Origin of the sequence: Enemella dayhoffiae (genome assembly GCF_002250625.1) — a bacterium.
In the GTDB taxonomy this organism is placed as follows: Bacteria; Actinomycetota; Actinomycetes; order Propionibacteriales; family Propionibacteriaceae; genus Enemella; species Enemella dayhoffiae.
Map to the genome: position 1 here is coordinate 99406 of NZ_NMVQ01000046.1, position 15466 is coordinate 114871.

Annotated in this window: 14 protein-coding genes; 6 read left to right on the forward strand and 8 right to left on the reverse strand. The window is 69.8% G+C overall.

The genetic code is table 11. From position 1 onward, the window contains the following. Window positions 1-157: 157 nt before the first annotated feature. From CGZ93_RS17050 to CGZ93_RS17070, 5 genes are all read left to right on the forward strand, one after another. Window positions 158-1198 carry a DUF58 domain-containing protein gene (locus CGZ93_RS17050; protein ID WP_094365346.1) on the forward strand — a complete coding sequence of 347 codons (1041 nt, stop codon included), beginning with the start codon at window positions 158-160 and terminating at the stop codon, window positions 1196-1198. Continuing rightward, complete coding sequence (locus tag CGZ93_RS17055) at window positions 1195-2172, forward strand: VWA domain-containing protein (protein ID WP_094365347.1); 978 nt, start codon at window positions 1195-1197, stop codon at window positions 2170-2172. Before CGZ93_RS17050 ends, CGZ93_RS17055 begins: the two co-directional genes overlap by 4 nt. Next, complete coding sequence (locus tag CGZ93_RS17060; protein WP_229117551.1) at window positions 2169-3140, forward strand: VWA domain-containing protein; 972 nt, start codon at window positions 2169-2171, stop codon at window positions 3138-3140. The genes CGZ93_RS17055 and CGZ93_RS17060 overlap by 4 nt, the downstream gene beginning before the upstream one ends. Window positions 3141-3153: 13 nt before the next feature. After that, window positions 3154-3867: a YggS family pyridoxal phosphate-dependent enzyme gene (locus tag CGZ93_RS17065; RefSeq protein ID WP_229117552.1), complete on the forward strand. Its 714-nt coding sequence runs from the start codon at window positions 3154-3156 to the stop codon at window positions 3865-3867. 138 nt (window positions 3868-4005) lie between these two features. Continuing rightward, window positions 4006-4506, forward strand: a complete 501-nt coding sequence (locus CGZ93_RS17070) for a DUF3145 domain-containing protein (protein ID WP_094365349.1) — start codon at window positions 4006-4008, stop codon at window positions 4504-4506. Window positions 4507-4525: 19 nt separating this feature from the next. On the opposite strand, the gene CGZ93_RS17075 is transcribed toward CGZ93_RS17070, so the two are convergent. The 6 genes from CGZ93_RS17075 to CGZ93_RS17100 all read right to left on the reverse strand — a co-directional run bounded on the left by CGZ93_RS17075 (window position 4526) and on the right by CGZ93_RS17100 (window position 11108). Next, window positions 4526-5974 (reverse strand): carboxyl transferase domain-containing protein, encoded by a 1449-nt coding sequence (locus tag CGZ93_RS17075; protein ID WP_229117553.1) that lies wholly within the window; start codon window positions 5972-5974, stop codon window positions 4526-4528. Further along, a complete protein-coding gene (locus tag CGZ93_RS17080) occupies window positions 5971-7230 on the reverse strand; it encodes a beta-ketoacyl-[acyl-carrier-protein] synthase family protein (RefSeq protein WP_094365351.1) in 1260 nt (419 codons plus the stop codon). Before CGZ93_RS17080 ends, CGZ93_RS17075 begins: the two co-directional genes overlap by 4 nt. An 82-nt stretch (window positions 7231-7312) precedes the next feature. Continuing rightward, window positions 7313-7558 (reverse strand): acyl carrier protein, encoded by a 246-nt coding sequence (locus CGZ93_RS17085; protein ID WP_094365352.1) that lies wholly within the window; start codon window positions 7556-7558, stop codon window positions 7313-7315. A gap of 67 nt (window positions 7559-7625) precedes the next feature. After that, the gene (locus tag CGZ93_RS17090; protein WP_407643956.1) at window positions 7626-8636 is read right to left on the reverse strand and encodes a beta-ketoacyl-ACP synthase III; all 1011 of its coding nucleotides are present in this window, start codon (window positions 8634-8636) and stop codon (window positions 7626-7628) included. Continuing rightward, window positions 8633-9850, reverse strand: a complete 1218-nt coding sequence (locus tag CGZ93_RS17095) for an acyltransferase domain-containing protein (protein WP_094365353.1) — start codon at window positions 9848-9850, stop codon at window positions 8633-8635. The genes CGZ93_RS17090 and CGZ93_RS17095 overlap by 4 nt, the downstream gene beginning before the upstream one ends. 124 nt (window positions 9851-9974) lie before the next feature. Continuing rightward, window positions 9975-11108 (reverse strand): PucR family transcriptional regulator, encoded by a 1134-nt coding sequence (locus CGZ93_RS17100; protein WP_094365410.1) that lies wholly within the window; start codon window positions 11106-11108, stop codon window positions 9975-9977. A gap of 171 nt (window positions 11109-11279) precedes the next feature. Here CGZ93_RS17100 and CGZ93_RS17105 point away from each other — a divergent pair, with 171 nt between their 5' ends. Then, window positions 11280-12299: a PHP domain-containing protein gene (locus CGZ93_RS17105; protein WP_094365354.1), complete on the forward strand. Its 1020-nt coding sequence runs from the start codon at window positions 11280-11282 to the stop codon at window positions 12297-12299. Between the two features lie 15 nt (window positions 12300-12314). Here CGZ93_RS17105 and CGZ93_RS17110 read toward each other — a convergent pair whose 3' ends face one another. Together CGZ93_RS17110 and aceE are read right to left on the reverse strand one after the other, a co-directional pair. Then, window positions 12315-12680, reverse strand: coding sequence for a hypothetical protein (locus CGZ93_RS17110; protein ID WP_094365355.1), 366 nt, complete (start codon window positions 12678-12680; stop codon window positions 12315-12317). Window position 12681: 1 nt separating this feature from the next. Next, window positions 12682-15456, reverse strand: a complete 2775-nt coding sequence (aceE, locus tag CGZ93_RS17115; protein ID WP_094365356.1) for a pyruvate dehydrogenase (acetyl-transferring), homodimeric type — start codon at window positions 15454-15456, stop codon at window positions 12682-12684. Window positions 15457-15466: the final 10 nt, after the last annotated feature.

The window sequence follows — 15466 nt, forward strand, 5'->3', positions numbered from 1 at the left end:
GCAGGCTCACCAGGGCCAGGACCAGGCCCACCCGGGTCAGGGACAGCAGGGACATCAGGGCCACCAGGGGCAGAACGGCCACGCCAGTGCGGGACAGCCCGGTCCCGGCCAGGGCCAACCCGATTTCAACCAGCACTGAGCCGCCAGGGGACCCGACGTGAGCCAGCACCCGATCGACTTCAGCGCACCGGCGGCCGCCGCCTCGGTGCTCGGGGTGCCGACCCGGGCCACCGTCCCGCTGCACAAGCTGGCGCCCGAGGCGGCGCTGCGTCGCCTCGAGCTGGCGATCGTACGCCGACTCGAAGGTTTCCTGCACGGAGACCACCTGGGGCTGCTGCCGGGGCCGGGTTCGGACACCAACGACGCCCGCGAATACGTGCCGGGTCAGGACGACGTCCGCAAGATGGACTGGGCCGTCACCGCCCGCACCACGGTCCCGCACGTGCGGGACACGATGGCCGACCGGGAGCTCGAGGTGTGGGCGCTGCTGGATGTCACCCCATCGATGAACTGGGGGACCGCCGGCATCACCAAGCGTGACCTGGGGATCGCGGCCATCGCCACCATCGGCTTCCTGAGCCAGAAGATGGGCGACCGGTTCGGTGGGCTGATCATGCGACCGGACAAGATCCGCCGATTGCCGGCCAGCTCCGGGCGTACCGCGCTCTATGGGCTGCTCGGCAAGATGCTGGACGAGCCGATCGTCGACGACCACGCCACCGGGCCCTACGACCTGCCCGAGGGGATCGAGCAGCTCGCCCGCAGCCAACGGAGGCGGGGTCTGCGGGTGGTCGTCTCGGACTTCCTGACCCCCGGTGATCATGAGCTCGACCCGAACATCGAGCCACCCTGGGAGCGGCCGCTGCGGCGGCTCTCGGTGCGCAACCAGGTGCTCTGCATCGAGGTCGTGGACCGCTTCGAGCTGCAGTTCCCCAACGTCGGTGAGATCCTGATCCGCGATCCCGAGACCGACTTTGAACGCTACGTGAATACTGGGGATGCGGCCGCCCGACAGCGGATGGACGCCGCCAGCGCTGCCCAGCGCGAGCGGGTCCGGATCGCCCTGCGCCGTGCGGGGGTGGGTCACATCCAGCTCCGCACCGACCGGGACTGGGTGGCCGACATCGCGCGGTTCGTGCTGGCGTACCGACGCGTGGCCAGCATGCTGCACGCACCACCGCAGGGGGTGAGTCGATGAGTCCGCTCGAGGGGTGGCTGCCGGACTTCTCCGCGCCAACCCGCCTGCTCTGGCTGCTTGCGATCCCGCTGCTGGTGGCGGCGTACGTGTGGGCGTCGCGCCGCAGGAACCGGCGCGGCATGCGGTTCACCAACACCTCGATGCTCGGTGCGGTCGTCCCCAAGCAGTCCCAGTGGCGTCGTCACCTGGCGGTCGCGCTCTCGCTGCTGTCGCTGGTCAGCCTGGCCGGGGCCTGGGCGAAGCCAGTGGATCAGGTGGACGTCCCGCGCGAGCGCGCCACCATCGTGCTGATCATCGACGTCTCCCAGTCGATGGCCGCCAACGACGTCAAACCCGACCGGCTCACCGTGGCCAAGAACGGAGCCAAGGACTTCGCGCGCAGCCTGCCGGAGAAGTACAACGTGTCGCTGGTCGCGATGTCGGGAAACCCGGCGCTGGTGATCCCGCCGACCCTGGACCGCAACGCGCTGATCCGCGGTATCGACTCGCTGCAGCTGCGTGACTCCACGGCGGTGGGGGAGTCGATCGTGGTCGGGCTGCGGGCGCTGGACCAGGCACCCAAGGACAAGTCCGGTGACGACAAGCCCGCGCCGGGCGCGCTGGTGATGCTCTCCGATGGCACCAACACCGTCGGTCGGCCCGCCGAACAGGGGGCGCAGGAGGCGGTGAAGGCCAAGACGAAGGTCTACACCATCGGCTATGGCACCGAGAACGGCTACGTCGAGCTGGACGGCAAGCGGGAGCACGTGCCCGTCGATCAGGCGCTGATGCAGCGGGTCGCCGAGATGACCGGTGGCTCCTATTTCAAGGCCGCCAGCCCCGATCAACTCAAGAAGGTGTACGAGAACATCGGCTCCTCGGTCGGCTATGAGAAGGCCGAACGGGAGACCACCGCTGCCTGGGCCGGCTGGGGCCTCGGCTTCGCCGTGCTGGCAGCGCTTGCCGCAATCTCCTTGGCTGCGAGGTGGCCATGACCGATCTGCTGATGCTCCCGCTGGAACTGCCCAGCTTTGCCCACGCCGGGCGGCTCTGGGCCCTGATCGCGGTGCCGGCGCTCGCCGGCCTCTATCTGCTGCTGCTGTGGTATCGCCGCGATCGGGGACCGCAGACGCTGGCGATCAACGTCGACCGGAAGTGGGTGCGGCACCTCGCCGTGGTGCTGGCGATCCTCAGCCTGGGTCTGCTCACGGTCGCCTGGGCCACCCCCCGCCAGACCGTCGACGTGCCGCGGGAGCGCGCCACGGTGGTGGTCGCCCTGGACGTGTCGCTGTCGATGGAGGCCGCGGACGTGCCGCCCAATCGGCTGGCGGCGGCCAAGGTGTCGGCGAAGGAGTTCGTGAACTCCCTGCCGGTGGGCTTCAACGTGGCGGTGGTCGAGTTCGCCGGGAACGCCTCGATCGTGGTGCCGCCGACCACCGACCGGGGCGTGGTGAACGCCGGCATCGACAACCTGCAGCTGCGGGAGTCCACCGCCATCGGTGAGGGCATCTACACCGCGCTGGACGCCCTGCTGATGGCCCCGCCCGACCCGAAGGACCCGAACGCCAAGGTGCCGGCGACGATGGTGGTGCTCTCCGACGGCGAGTCGCAGCGTGGCCGGAGCCCGTTCGCGGCGGCCGCCGAGGCGAAGAAGCGCGGCGTACCGGTCAACACGATCGCCTTCGGCACCCCGAACGGCTACATCATCGACAAGCGCACCGGCCGCAAGGAGGGGGTCGCGGTGAACAAGGAGCAGCTCGCCGAGATCGCCGCCGAGGGCGGCGGCAAGGGCTACTACGCCCCCACGGTGGAGAAACTCCGCGAGGTGTACGCCGACATCCGCCGCTCCGCCGGCACCGAGAAGGCGTACCTGGAAGTCACCTCCCGCTATGTCGGTGGCGGCCTCGTCCTCGGCCTGCTCGCCAGCCTCGGCATCGTCTCCCTCGGCGCCCGCTGGCCGTAATAGGTTTGGGGGCATGAGCATCGCCAGCAATCTCGCCGCCATTCACGAACGAATCGAGCGGGCGTGCGAGGGGGCCGGGCGGGATCCGGGGGAGGTGCGCCTGCTGCCGGTGTCGAAGACCAAGCCGCCGGAGGCGCTGCTGGAGGCGTACGCCGCAGGGGAGCGGATCTTCGGGGAGAACAAGGTCCAGGAGGCCCAGGCGAAGGCCGAGGAGCTCGCCGACACCGACATCCGCTGGGCGGTGATCGGGCACCTGCAGACCAACAAGGCGAAGAATCTGGCCCGCTTCGCGCACGAGTTCCACGCCCTCGACTCGCTCAAGGTGGCCACCGAACTGGAGAAGCGGCTGCAGGCCGAGGGCCGCGGGCTCGACGTGTTCATCCAGGTGAACTCCTCCGCCGAGCCGCAGAAGTTCGGCCTGGCGCCCGAGGACGTGGCCACCTTCGCCGCCGAGCTGCGCTCCTTCGACGCACTGAACGTCCGCGGGCTGATGACGCTGGCCGTGTTCTCCACCGACCCCGACGAAGTACGCCCCTGCTTCGAGCGGATGCAGCAGCTGCAACGGCAACTGCGCGACGACGACCGGGCCGCCGGGTCGTATGACGAGCTGTCGATGGGGATGAGCGGGGACTTCGAGCTGGCGATCGCCTACGGGGCGACCACGGTCCGCGTCGGTCAGGCCATCTTCGGCGCTCGGCTCGACCCCAACCAGTACTGGCCGGGGTGACCCTGCAACGCTCCTCGCTCACGGAACGTCAGGTGACCGCTGGTGCAGAAGTGACTTGTGATGCACAATGGGGCTCATCGTTCGACCCATCGTTTGAGGATGTCGGGGAAGGCAAACCTCAGAGCCTTGGGAGGAACGATGAGCACGACGACCCGTGGAGTTCTCTACATCCACTCCTCGCCGTCCGCGCTGTGCCCGCACATCGAGTGGGCGGCCGGCGGCATACTCGGCATGCCTGCCTCCCTGGACTGGACCCCGCAGCCCGCCGAGCGGGCCGCCTATCGCGCCGAATATTCCTGGACCGGCCCCGCGGGCACCGCGGCCCGGCTGGCCAGCGCCCTCAAGGGCTGGCAGCGGATCCGCTTCGAGGTCACCGAGGAGGCCTCGCGGCACGGTGAGGGCTGCCGCTACAGCTACACCCCGAGCTTGGGCGTCTTCCACGCCGCGACCGGCCAGCACGGAGACATCCTGGTGCCCGAGGATCGGCTCAAGGCCGCCGTCGTCGCCGAGGCGCTCGGCGGCAAGTCGCTGCACGACGCCGTCGACGAACTGCTCGGCCGGCCGTGGGACGACGAGCTCGAGCCGTTCCGGTACGCCGGGGAGGGTGCCCCGGTGCGCTGGCTGCACAAGGTCGTCTGAGGCGGCCGAGCGCTCCGGCTCACAACGGGATGTTGGTGTGCGCCCCGCGCTCGCCGTGATCGGCCTCCCGCAGCGCCGCCGCCAGGGCCGAGCGGGTGGCCTGGGGGGTGACGATCTCGTCCACCACCCCAATCTCCACGGCCCTGTCCACACCGCCGGCGATCCGCTCGTGCTCGGCGGCGAGCTCGGCCTCGACCTGCGGGCGCAGATCGTCGGCGACCGCGGCCAGCTTGCGCCGGTGCAGGATCCGCACCGCCGCGACCGGGCCCATCACCGCGACCTCGGCGCCGGGCCAGGCGAACACCTTGGTGGCGCCGAGCGAGCGTGAGTTCATCGCGATGTATGCCCCGCCGTAGGCCTTGCGGGTGACCAGGGTGACCCGCGGGACCACCGATTCGGCGAACGCGTGCAGCAGCTTGGCGCCGCGGCGTACCACGCCGTCCCACTCCTGGCCGACACCCGGCAGATAGCCGGGCACGTCCACCAGCACGACCATCGGTACGCCGAAGGTGTCGCACATCCGCACGAACCGGGCCGCCTTCTCCGCCGACAGCGAATCCAGGCAACCGCCCAGGCGCAGCGGGTTGTTGGCGATCACGCCGACGGTACGCCCACCCAGCCGCCCGAGCGCGACGGTCACGTTCGGGGCCCAGCGCGCGTGCAGCTCGACCACCGAAAAGTCATCCAGCAGGTCGTTGATCAGCGGGTGCACGTCATAGGCGCGCTTGGCGGAGGTGGGGAGGTTCTCGGCCAGGTCGTCATCTTCGACCGAGTCGCGGATCTGCCCCTGATTCGCCAGCAGCGACACCAGTCGCTGACCTTCGGTGAGCGCGTGCGCCTCGTCGTTGGCGACCACGTGCACCACACCGGAGCGACGCCCGTGGGTGTCCGGTCCGCCGAGCCGCAGCATGTCCACGTCCTCGCCGGTCACCGAGCGCACCACGTCCGGCCCGGTGACGAAGATGCGCCCCTCCGGGGCCAGGATCACGATGTCGGTCAGCGCCGGGCCATAGGCCGCACCACCGGCGGCAAACCCAAGCACGATGGAGATCTGCGGGATCTTTCCCGACGCCTTGGTCATCGCGTTGAAGATCCGCCCGACGGCGTGCAGCGACAGCACACCCTCGGCCAGCCGGGCGCCGCCGGAGTGCCAGATGCCCAGGATCGGCACCCGGTCGGCCATTGCCCGCTCATAGGCCCGCACGACCACGTCGCAGCCGTCGACGCCCATCGCCCCGCCCATCACGGTGGCGTCGGAGCAGAACGCGACGACGCGGTTGCCGTCGATGGTGCCGGTGGCGGCCAGCATGCCCGAGTCGTCGTCGGGGGTGATCAGTTCGACCGACCCCTCGTCCAACAGGGCGGCGAGGCGGTGGTTCGGGTTGCGCGGATCCTGTTCGCGGGGGAGCTTCTGCTTCTTCGCCGGAGCGGCCGGCTGGGCCTGGGCCTGATCGGTGGTCACACTCACGCTCCAGTCACGTTGGCGTTGGTGAAGGCGATGGCGACGTTGGGGCCGCCGAAGCCGAACGAGTTGTTCAGCGCCGCCAGATCTCCCTCGGGCAGCGATCGGGCCGTGTTGGCGGCGATGTCGATGCCGAGGTCGGGCTCGGGGTTCTCCAGGTTGATCGTCGGCGGGACCTGGCGGTGCCGCAGCGCCAGCACGGTGGCCAGCGACTCCAGCGCGCCGGCGGCGCCGAGCAGGTGCCCGGTCATCGACTTGGTGCCGGTCACGATGGCGTGGTTGTTCTCGCCCAGCGCCTTGCGGATGGACCCGGCCTCGGTGATGTCCCCCTGCGGGGTGGAGGTGGCGTGCGCGTTGACGTGCGCGATGTCGCCGGCGCTCAACTGCGCATCGGCCAGCGCCCGAGCCATCGCCGACGCCTGTCCGGTGCCGGTCGGGTCGGGCTGCACGATGTCGTGCGAATCGGCCGAGATCCCTGCCCCGGCGAGGGTTCCGTAGATCTTGGCGCCGCGGGCGGTGGCGTGCTCGAGGGTCTCCAGCACCAGCACCACCGCGCCCTCGCCGAGCACGAACCCGTCGCGGTCGACATCCCACGGTCGGGAGGCGCGCTCGGGTTCGTCATTGCGTCGCGACAGCGCCTGCATCTGTCCGAAGGCGGCGATCGGCAGCGGGTGCACCACACCCTCGGTGCCGCCGACCACGCACACGTCGGCGCGGCCGTCGCGGACGATGGTCAGACCCTGGGCCAGGGCCTCGTTGGAGGAGGCGCAGGCGGACACGGGAGTGTGCACGCCGGCCTTGGCGCCGATCCGCAGTCCGATCTGCGAGGCGGGCGCATTCGCCATCAGCATGGGAATCGTGAACGGGGAGACCCGGCGGACGCCACGCTCCTTCATCACGTCCCAGTTCTCCAGCAGGGAGTGCAGGCCGCCGATGCCGGTGCCGATCGACACGGCCAGGCGCTCGCGGTCGAGGTCGTTCTCCTCGCCCAGGCCGAAACCGGCGTCGGCCCACGCCTCCAGGCCGGCCACGACGGCCAGCTGGCTGGCTCGGTCCATTCGGCGCGCCTCGTGGCGGGGGACCACCTCGGTCGGCTCGGTGACGACCCTCGCCGCAAACCGGGTGGGGAGCTGTTCGGCCCAGTCCTCGGTCAACGCGTGTACGCCGGACCGGCCCTCCAGCAGTCCCTGCCAGGTGCTGGCGACGTCTCCGCCCAGCGGAGTGGTGGCGCCCAGCCCGGTGATCACAACAGTGCGGCTCATGTCAGCTCTCGTTCGGTTGAGTGGTGCGTTCGGCGGGATCCCCGCTCACACGAGGATTCACGGGGATCCCGCCGGCCAGGAATCAGGACTGGGCGCGCTCGATGTAGGCGACGGCGTCACCGACGGTCTTGAGGTTCTTGGCCTCCTCGTCGGGGATCGAGACGCCGAACTTGTCCTCGGCGGCGTAGATGATCTCGCTCATCGCCAGGGAGTCGGCATCCAGGTCGTCGATGAACGACTTGTCCATCTGCACGTCCTCGACCGGCACGTTGCACACCTCGTGCACGATCTCGGCGAGCTGGCTGCGAATCTCTTCGGTGGTGGCCATCTTGGGCTTCTCCTTCTTGTTTCCTGGGTTCCAGGTCTTGGTGGTCGGGTTGGAAATCTGGGGACGGTCAGGGCAGGACGATGACCTGACCGGCATAGACGAGGCCGGCACCGAAGCCGACGATCAGGGCGACCTGACCGCTGTGGCCCTGGCCCTCGGCGTACAAGGTTTCGATCGCCAGCGGGATGGAGGCGGCCGAGGTGTTGCCCTGCTTCTTGATGTCGCGGGCGACGGTGACGTGCTCGGGCAGGCGCAGGGTGCGGATCATCGCGTCGGTGATCCGGTTGTTCGCCTGGTGCGGGATGAACACCTCGAGTTCGTCGACGGTGATCCCTGCCCGGTCGAGCATCTCGACGGTCTTGCGGGCCACCGAGGTGGACGCCCACTTGAACACCGGTTGCCCGTCCATCTTGAGCTTCGGCAGGCCCTCGCCCTCCCACTCGGTGGTCAGCGGAGCGTGGATCACCTCGGCGGACGCGCCGTCGGAGCCCCAGACGACCGGGCCGATGCCCGGGGTGTCGCTCGGCCCGACGACGGCCGCGCCGGCCCCGTCGGCGAACAGGAAGGCGGTGCTGCGGTCGGAGAACTCGGTGATCTGGCTGAGCCGTTCGGCGCCGACCACCAGAGCGTGCGTGGCGGCACCGGTGCGGATCAGCGCGTCGGCCTGGGCCAGGGCGTGGCAGAAGCCGGCACAGGCCGCCGAGATGTCGTACGCCGCAGCGGTTCCGGCGCCCAGGGCGTACGCCAACTGCGGGGCCAGACCAGGGGTGATCTGGTGGTGCGAGACGGTGGCGACGATCACCAGGTCGATCTGCTCCGGCGCGATGCCGGCCCGCTCGATCGCCTGTCGGGACGCCGATTCCGACATCACCGCGAGGGTTTCCTCCTTGGTGGACCAGCGTCGTTCGGTGATCCCGGTGCGCTGCTCGATCCACTCCGGGGTGGACTCGATGATGGTGCACATCTCCTCGTTGCTCACCACGCGCGAGGGGCGGTAGGCGCCGAAACCGAGGATCCGGCTGTAGGGCGCGCCGGCCGGCGCCTGGATCTTCCCGGTCTTCTGGATTGCTTCGCTCACGGGGAAACCTCCGTCGCCTGGGTCGTCTCAACAGTGGGATAGAGGCGCAGCAGCGGCTGCCCCGGGCTGACCGGATCGCCGTCCTCGACGAGCCACTCGGTGACCAGACCGCCGTGTGGGGTGGTCACGGCGATCTCGTCGCGCAGGTTGGCGACGGTGCCGATGGTGGCCAGCGCCGGCAGCACCGACTGCTCGGAAACCCCGTCGGTACGGGTGAACTGGCCCTTGCCGGGGGACACGACCAGCCGCCAGGTGGGGTTGTTGTTCAGCTCGGCCGGGGTGGACGGCTCGCCGTGGCGGCGTACGAACTCCTGGGCCTCGGGCAGCTGATCGGGGGTGTTCAGCGCGAAAAGCTCGACCCCCTTGAGATTCCGCTTGGCGATCCCGGTCAGCGTGCCGGCCGGAGTGAGCTCCAGCATGCCGGTCACCCCGAGGTCGAGCATCGTCTCCATGCACAGGTCCCAGCGCACCGGGTTGGCCACCTGACCGACGATCCGACGCAACACGTCGTGACCGTCGTGCACCACGGCACCGTCGACGTTGGACAGCAGGCGTACCCGCGGATCGTGGGTGGACACCGCGTCGGCGAGCTTCGCCAGGTGGGCGACCGCCGGGGCCATGTGCTCGGTGTGGAACGCGCCGGCCACGCTGAGCGGGACGAGCCGGCAGCGGCGGGGTGCGTCGTCGGCCAGTGCCGCCAGCTGCTCGACGGTCCCGGCGGCGACGATCTGACCGCTGCCGTTGTTGTTGGCCGCGGTCAGGCCGTGCCGTTCGATGGCGGCGAGCACCTCCCCGGGGTCACCGCCCACCATCGCGGTCATCGAGGTGGGGGTGGCGGCCGAGGCGTCGGCCATCCCGCGGCCGCGCTCGCGGACCAGCACCATCGCCTGTTCGGCGGACAGTACGCCGGCTCCGGCGGCGGCGGTGATCTCGCCGACCGAGTGGCCGGCGCCGACGCCGATCATCGGGAACGCGTCGGCCGGGTGCGAGAACAGCGACACCGCGCTGAGCAGTCCGGCGGCCACCAGCAGCGGCTGGGCCACGGCGGTGTCGCGGATCGTGTCGGCCTCGGCCTTGGTGCCGTAGTGCAGCAGGTCCATCCCGGTCACGGCGGAGAACCACTCCAACCGGCTGGCGAACCGGGAGTCAACGACCCACGGTTCGAGGAATCCTGGTGTCTGGGCGCCCTGACCTGGCGCAACGATTGCGAGCACGCTCCCACTCTGTCGCCTCGGCGTACTCGCACGCGCGCAGCGACATCACGAAAAGGTCTCCGCGATTTTGTGGGGTTCCCACAAACCGGTCGGTCATTTCAGTCGCGGAGCCCGGTGGCGGTCGTCATCGTGACTCCTGGTCGCGGGTGCCCGGGCCCAGCAGCCGGCCCAGGGTGAGCGCCATCCGCAGCACATAGGCGTCCCGCGGGTCGGCGGGGTTGTAGCCGGAAACCTCGGTGATCCGGCGCAGTCGATAGCGCACGGTGTTGGCGTGTACGAACAACGCGCGCGCGGTTCCTTCGATCGAGGTGCCGGCATCGAGGAAGGCGACCAGGGTCTCCAGCAGGCCGCCGCCGGCCTCGGCCAGGGGGCCGAACACCTCGTGCGCCAGGGCGCGTCGGGCGTGGCCGTCGCCGTTCAACGCGCGCTCGGGCAGCAGATCGACCGCGGATACCGGCCGCGGCGCCTCCTGCCAGGCCGCGGCCGCGCGCAGACCCGACAGTGCCGAGCGGGCCGAGGCGGAGGCGTCGACCAGGTGGTCCACCGAGGGCCCGAGGACCACCGGCCCGGGCCCGAAGAAGTCGAGCAGCCGTCCGGTGAGTGTCAGACCGCTCTCCACCTCGGCCATCGGCCTGCCGCCCAGCACAAGCACGAGCCGGTCGCCCTGGATCGCCGACAGCAGGTCCACATCGCTGCGGGCGGCGGTACGCCGCAGGTCCTCACCCAGCCGCGGGTCGTCGTTGCCGGGCGCCGCCCCGACCGCGACCGCCACGGCGCTGGTCGCCGTCCAGCCCATCGTGGACGCCCGCGAGAGCACCGTCTCGTCGGCCTCGCCGCGTACGACAGCGTCGACCACCAGCGCCTCCAGCCGGGCGTCCCAGGCGCCGCGGGTCTCGGCGGCGCGGGCGTACACCTCGGCGGCCGCGAACGCGATTTCCCTGCTGTACTGGATGATCGCGAGCTGCGCGACCGGGCGATCGCCGCGCGGGAGCAGCTCCTGCAGCTTGGACTCGACCACCTCGATGGTGGTGCGCACCAGCTCGACGGTCTGGTGCAGCGAGATGTGGCGGGCCAGGGCGCGCGGGGCGGTGGCGAACACCTCGAGCCCCGAGCTGGCCGAGTCGGGGTCGCCGAACCACTCGATGAACCCGTCAATACCGGCCCGGGCAACCACGCCAACCCAGGACCGGTGCTCCGCCCCCAGAGCGCTGAACCAGGCGTGCCGCTGCTCCATCTCGGCGGCCGCGGCGGTCGCCATCACCGAGGCGATCCCGGACAACCGACGGCTGATCGCGGCCCGCTGCCGCGCGGACAGCTGGGGCGATCGTGCGCCGCGTGGCTCCGGGGTCATGGGTCAGACCTTACTGAGTCCGGCGGTTGTGATGGGTACGCTGGGCGGGCACGATCGCCGAGGCGCTGAGGAGGCTCGATGGACCCGGTGGAAGCCCTGCGCGAGATCGCGTTCCTGCTGGAGCGTGGCCGCGCCGACACCCACCGCGTGAAGGCCTACCGGAGGGCCGCCGACCTGATCGCCGAGATGCGGCGTACCGAACGCGAGGAGCACCAACGCGCGGGGGACTGGCAGTCGCTGCCCGGGCTGGGACCGAAGACCGCGACCGTCATCGCCCAGGCCGTCGCCGGCGGCGTACCCGACTATCTCGCGCAGCTGCGCACCGAGCAGCAACCGTTGGCGCACGGCGGCAAGCAGGTACGCGAGGCGCTGCGGGGTGACCTGCACTGCCACTCCACCTGGTCCGACGGCGGGTCGCCGTTGGAGGAGATGATGCTGGTCGCCAAGTCGTTCGGCTATTCCTATCAGGCGATCACCGACCACTCGCCGCGGCTGAAGGTGGCGCGCGGGCTGAGCGCCGAGCGACTGCGCGAGCAGCTGGAGCTGGTCGACGACCTCAACGACGCCTTCGCCGACGCGGATTTCCGTGTGCTCAAAGGGATCGAGGTGGACATCCTCGACGACGGCCGGCTGGACCAGGAGCCGGCGCTGCTGCGCGAGCTCGACGTCGTGGTGTCGTCGGTGCACTCCAAGCTGGCCATGGACTCGGAGTCGATGACCCACCGGATGGTCGCCGCGATCGCCAACCCGGCCACCAACATCCTCGGGCACTGCACCGGCCGGCTGGTCACCGGAGGGCGTGGCACCCGGCCGCAGTCGGTGTTCGACCCCGAGGTGGTGTTCACCGCCTGCGCCCAGTTCGGCGTCGCGGTGGAGATCAACTCCCGACCCGAGCGCTGCGATCCGCCCGATGACCTGCTGTCGCTGGCGGTGGAGCTCGGGTGTCACTTCTCCATCGACACCGACGCGCACGCTCCGGGTCAACTGGAGTGGGTCGCCTACGGCTGCGAGCGCGCCGAGCAGCACGGGATCGAGCTCGACCGGATCATCAACACCTGGCCGCTGGAGAAGCTGCTCGAGTTCTGCGACCGCGGTTGAGGCGTACGCCGCTATTCAGCCGACGGTGAGCTCGCCGGGCTCGGGCCAGCGTTGCGGCGTACCCTCGGCCCAGATCAGTTCCAGCGACGCCAGCAGGCCGTCGACCACCCGGACGACGACCTCGCCGCGACGCTCCTCACCCACCCAGTAGCGGCCGAGCAGCGGCCCGTCGGAGAGCGCCACCGGCGGAGCATCGCGCACCACCAGCGGCACCCGCCACGGGTCGTCACTGGGCCGGCGCCGGATCCCGATCAGCTGGCTGTCCAGACCGACGGTCGCCGAGGGCTCGTTGCCGTCGAAGAAGCGCGTCGTCTCCAACGCCACCACCGCGGCGAGCAGGCTCTCCTCGGCGGGGCTGAGGGCTCCGACAGGCTCAGCCATCTCAGGCGCCCGCGCCCTCCTGCTTGACGTTGGACACCGCGGTCGGATCGTCGATCTTGTAGCGGCGGAAGGCCTCGGCCGGCGCGTCCTTGCGATACTTCCCGTCGCGGGCCAGGGCGTCCAGGGTCGCCACGACGATCGACTCGGCGTCCACCATGAAGAACCGGCGTGCCGCGGCCCGGGTGTCGGCGAAGCCGAACCCGTCGGTGCCCAGCGAGCGCCACTCGTGCTTCACATACGGCCGGATCTGGTCCTGCACCGCCCGCTGATAATCGCTGACGGCCACCACCGGACCGTCAGCGTCGGCGAGCTTGGTGGTCACCCACGGGGTCCTGTTCGGCTCATCGGGGTGCAGGAAGTTGCGCTCCTCGACCGCCATCGCCTCGCGGGCCAGCTCGTTCCAGCTGGTCACCGACCACACCGCCGCGTCCACCGACCACTCCTCACGCAGCATCTGCTGGGCCTTGAGCGCCCACGGGACGCCGACGCCGGAGGCCAGGATCTGCGCCTTGGCCATCTTGTCGTCGCCCTGGGCGGGGGAGTAGCGGTACATCCCCTTGAGCAGCCCCTCGACGTCCAGCTCTTCCGGCGGGCCGGGCTGGTCGGTCGGCTCGTTGTAGACGGTGAGGTAGTAGATGAGGTCCTCACCGTTGGGGTGCTTCTCATCCGAGCCATAGCCGTACATCCGGCGCAGCCCGTCCTTCACGATGTGCGCGACCTCGAAGGTGAACGCGGGGTCGTAGTGCACCACGGCAGGGTTGGTGGCGGCCAGCAGCGGGGAGTGCCCGTCGGCGTGCTGCAGCCCCTCACCGGTCAACGTGGTCCGGCCCGCCGTGGCCCCGATCAGGAAGCCGCGCGCGAGCTGGTCGCTGGCGGCCCAGATGAAGTCACCGACCCGCTGGAAGCCGAACATCGAATAGAACATGAACACCGGGATCATCGGCTCACCGTGGGTGGCGTATGAGCTGCCGGCAGCGGTGAACGAGGAGAGCCCGCCCGCCTCGGAGATGCCCTCGTGCAGCAACTGGCCCTGCGCGGATTCCTTCCAGGACAGCAGAAGCTTGCGGTCCACTGACTCGTAGGTCTGCCCGGCCGGGTTGTAGATCTTGGCGGTCGGGAACATCGAGTCCATGCCGAAGGTGCGATATTCGTCGGGGGCGATCGGCACGATCCGCTTGCCGATCTCCGGATCCTTCATCAGGTCGCGGAGCAGGCGTACGAACGCCTGGGTGGTCGCCACCTTGGGGATCTTGTGCCCCTCGGCCGGCGAGGCCATCAGCGGCTTGTAGGTCTTGTCGCCCGGCAACTCCACCTTGCGCGGCTTGACCCGACGGATCGGCGCATAGCCGCCGAGCTTCATCCGCCGCTCGACCATGTATTTGATCACCTCGGAATCCTCACCCGGGTGGTAGTAGGGCGGGTTGTAGGAGTCTTCGAGATCCTTGTCCGGGATCGGGATGTGGATCCGGTCGCGGAACGCCTTCAGGTCGTCGCTGGTCAACTTCTTCATCTGATGGGTGGCGTTCTTCGCCTCCAGGGCGTCGATCGTCCACCCCTTCACCGTCTGCGCCAGGATCACCGTCGGCTGGCCGTGGTGATTGTACGCCTGGTTGAACGCCGCGAACACCTTGCGATAGTCGTGGCCGCCGCGCGAGAGCAGCTCGATGTCCTTGTCGGACATGCCCGACACCATCTTCTGCAGCCGCGGGTCGTCGAAGAAGTGCGAGCGGATGTATGCGCCGTCCTCGACGGTGTAGGTCTGGAACTGTCCGTCGGGGGTGGTGTTCATCTTGTTCACCAGCGCACCGTCGGTGTCCTTGGCGAGCAGCGGATCCCAGTCCCGGCCCCACAGCACCTTGATCACGTTCCAGCCGGCGCCGCGGAAGAACGACTCCAGTTCCTGGACGATCTTGCCGTTGCCGCGCACCGGGCCGTCGAGCTGCTGCAGGTTGCAGTTGATCACGAAGGTGAGGTTGTCCAACCCCTCGCGGGCGGCGACCCCGATCGCGCCGAGCGACTCGGGCTCGCCCATCTCACCGTCACCGAGGAACGCCCACACGTGCTGCTGGGAGGTGTCCTTGATGCCGCGGTTCTGCAGATAGCGGTTGAACCGGGCGAGATAGATCGCGTTCATCGGCCCGATGCCCATCGACACCGTCGGGAACTCCCAGAAGTCCGGCATCGAGCGCGGGTGCGGATAGGAGGACAAGCCGCGACCGGGGCCGCGCGAGTGCTCCTGGCGGAAGCCGTCCAGCTGGTCGGCGCTGAGCCGCCCCAGCAGGTAGGAACGGGCGTAGATGCCGGGCGCGGCGTGGCCCTGGACGAAGATGTGGTCGCCTCCGCCGGGGTGGTCCTTGCCGCGGAAGAAGTGGTTGTAACCGACCTCATAGAGGCTGGCGGCCGAGGCGTACGAGGCGATGTGCCCGCCGACCTCGAGACCCTTGCGGTTGGCCTTGGACACCATCACCGCCGCGTTCCAGCGAATGGCCCGGCGGATCTCGCGCTCGAGGTCCTCATCGCCGGGGAACCACGGCTCGTCCTCGGGGGCGATCGTGTTGATGTAGTCGCTGCTGCGCAGCGAGGGGAGACCCACCTGCCGCTGACGGGCCCGGTCGAGCAGCTTCAGCATGATGAAGCGGGCCCGGTTCTGCCCGTCGCTGTCCAGCATCCCGTCGAACGAGTCGAGCCACTCCTGGGTCTCTTCCGGATCGATGTCGGGCAGCTGGAAGGCCGTGCCCTCGGCGGTGATTGCGGGACGTTCTCCTGGCCTGGCCAAAGCAGATCTC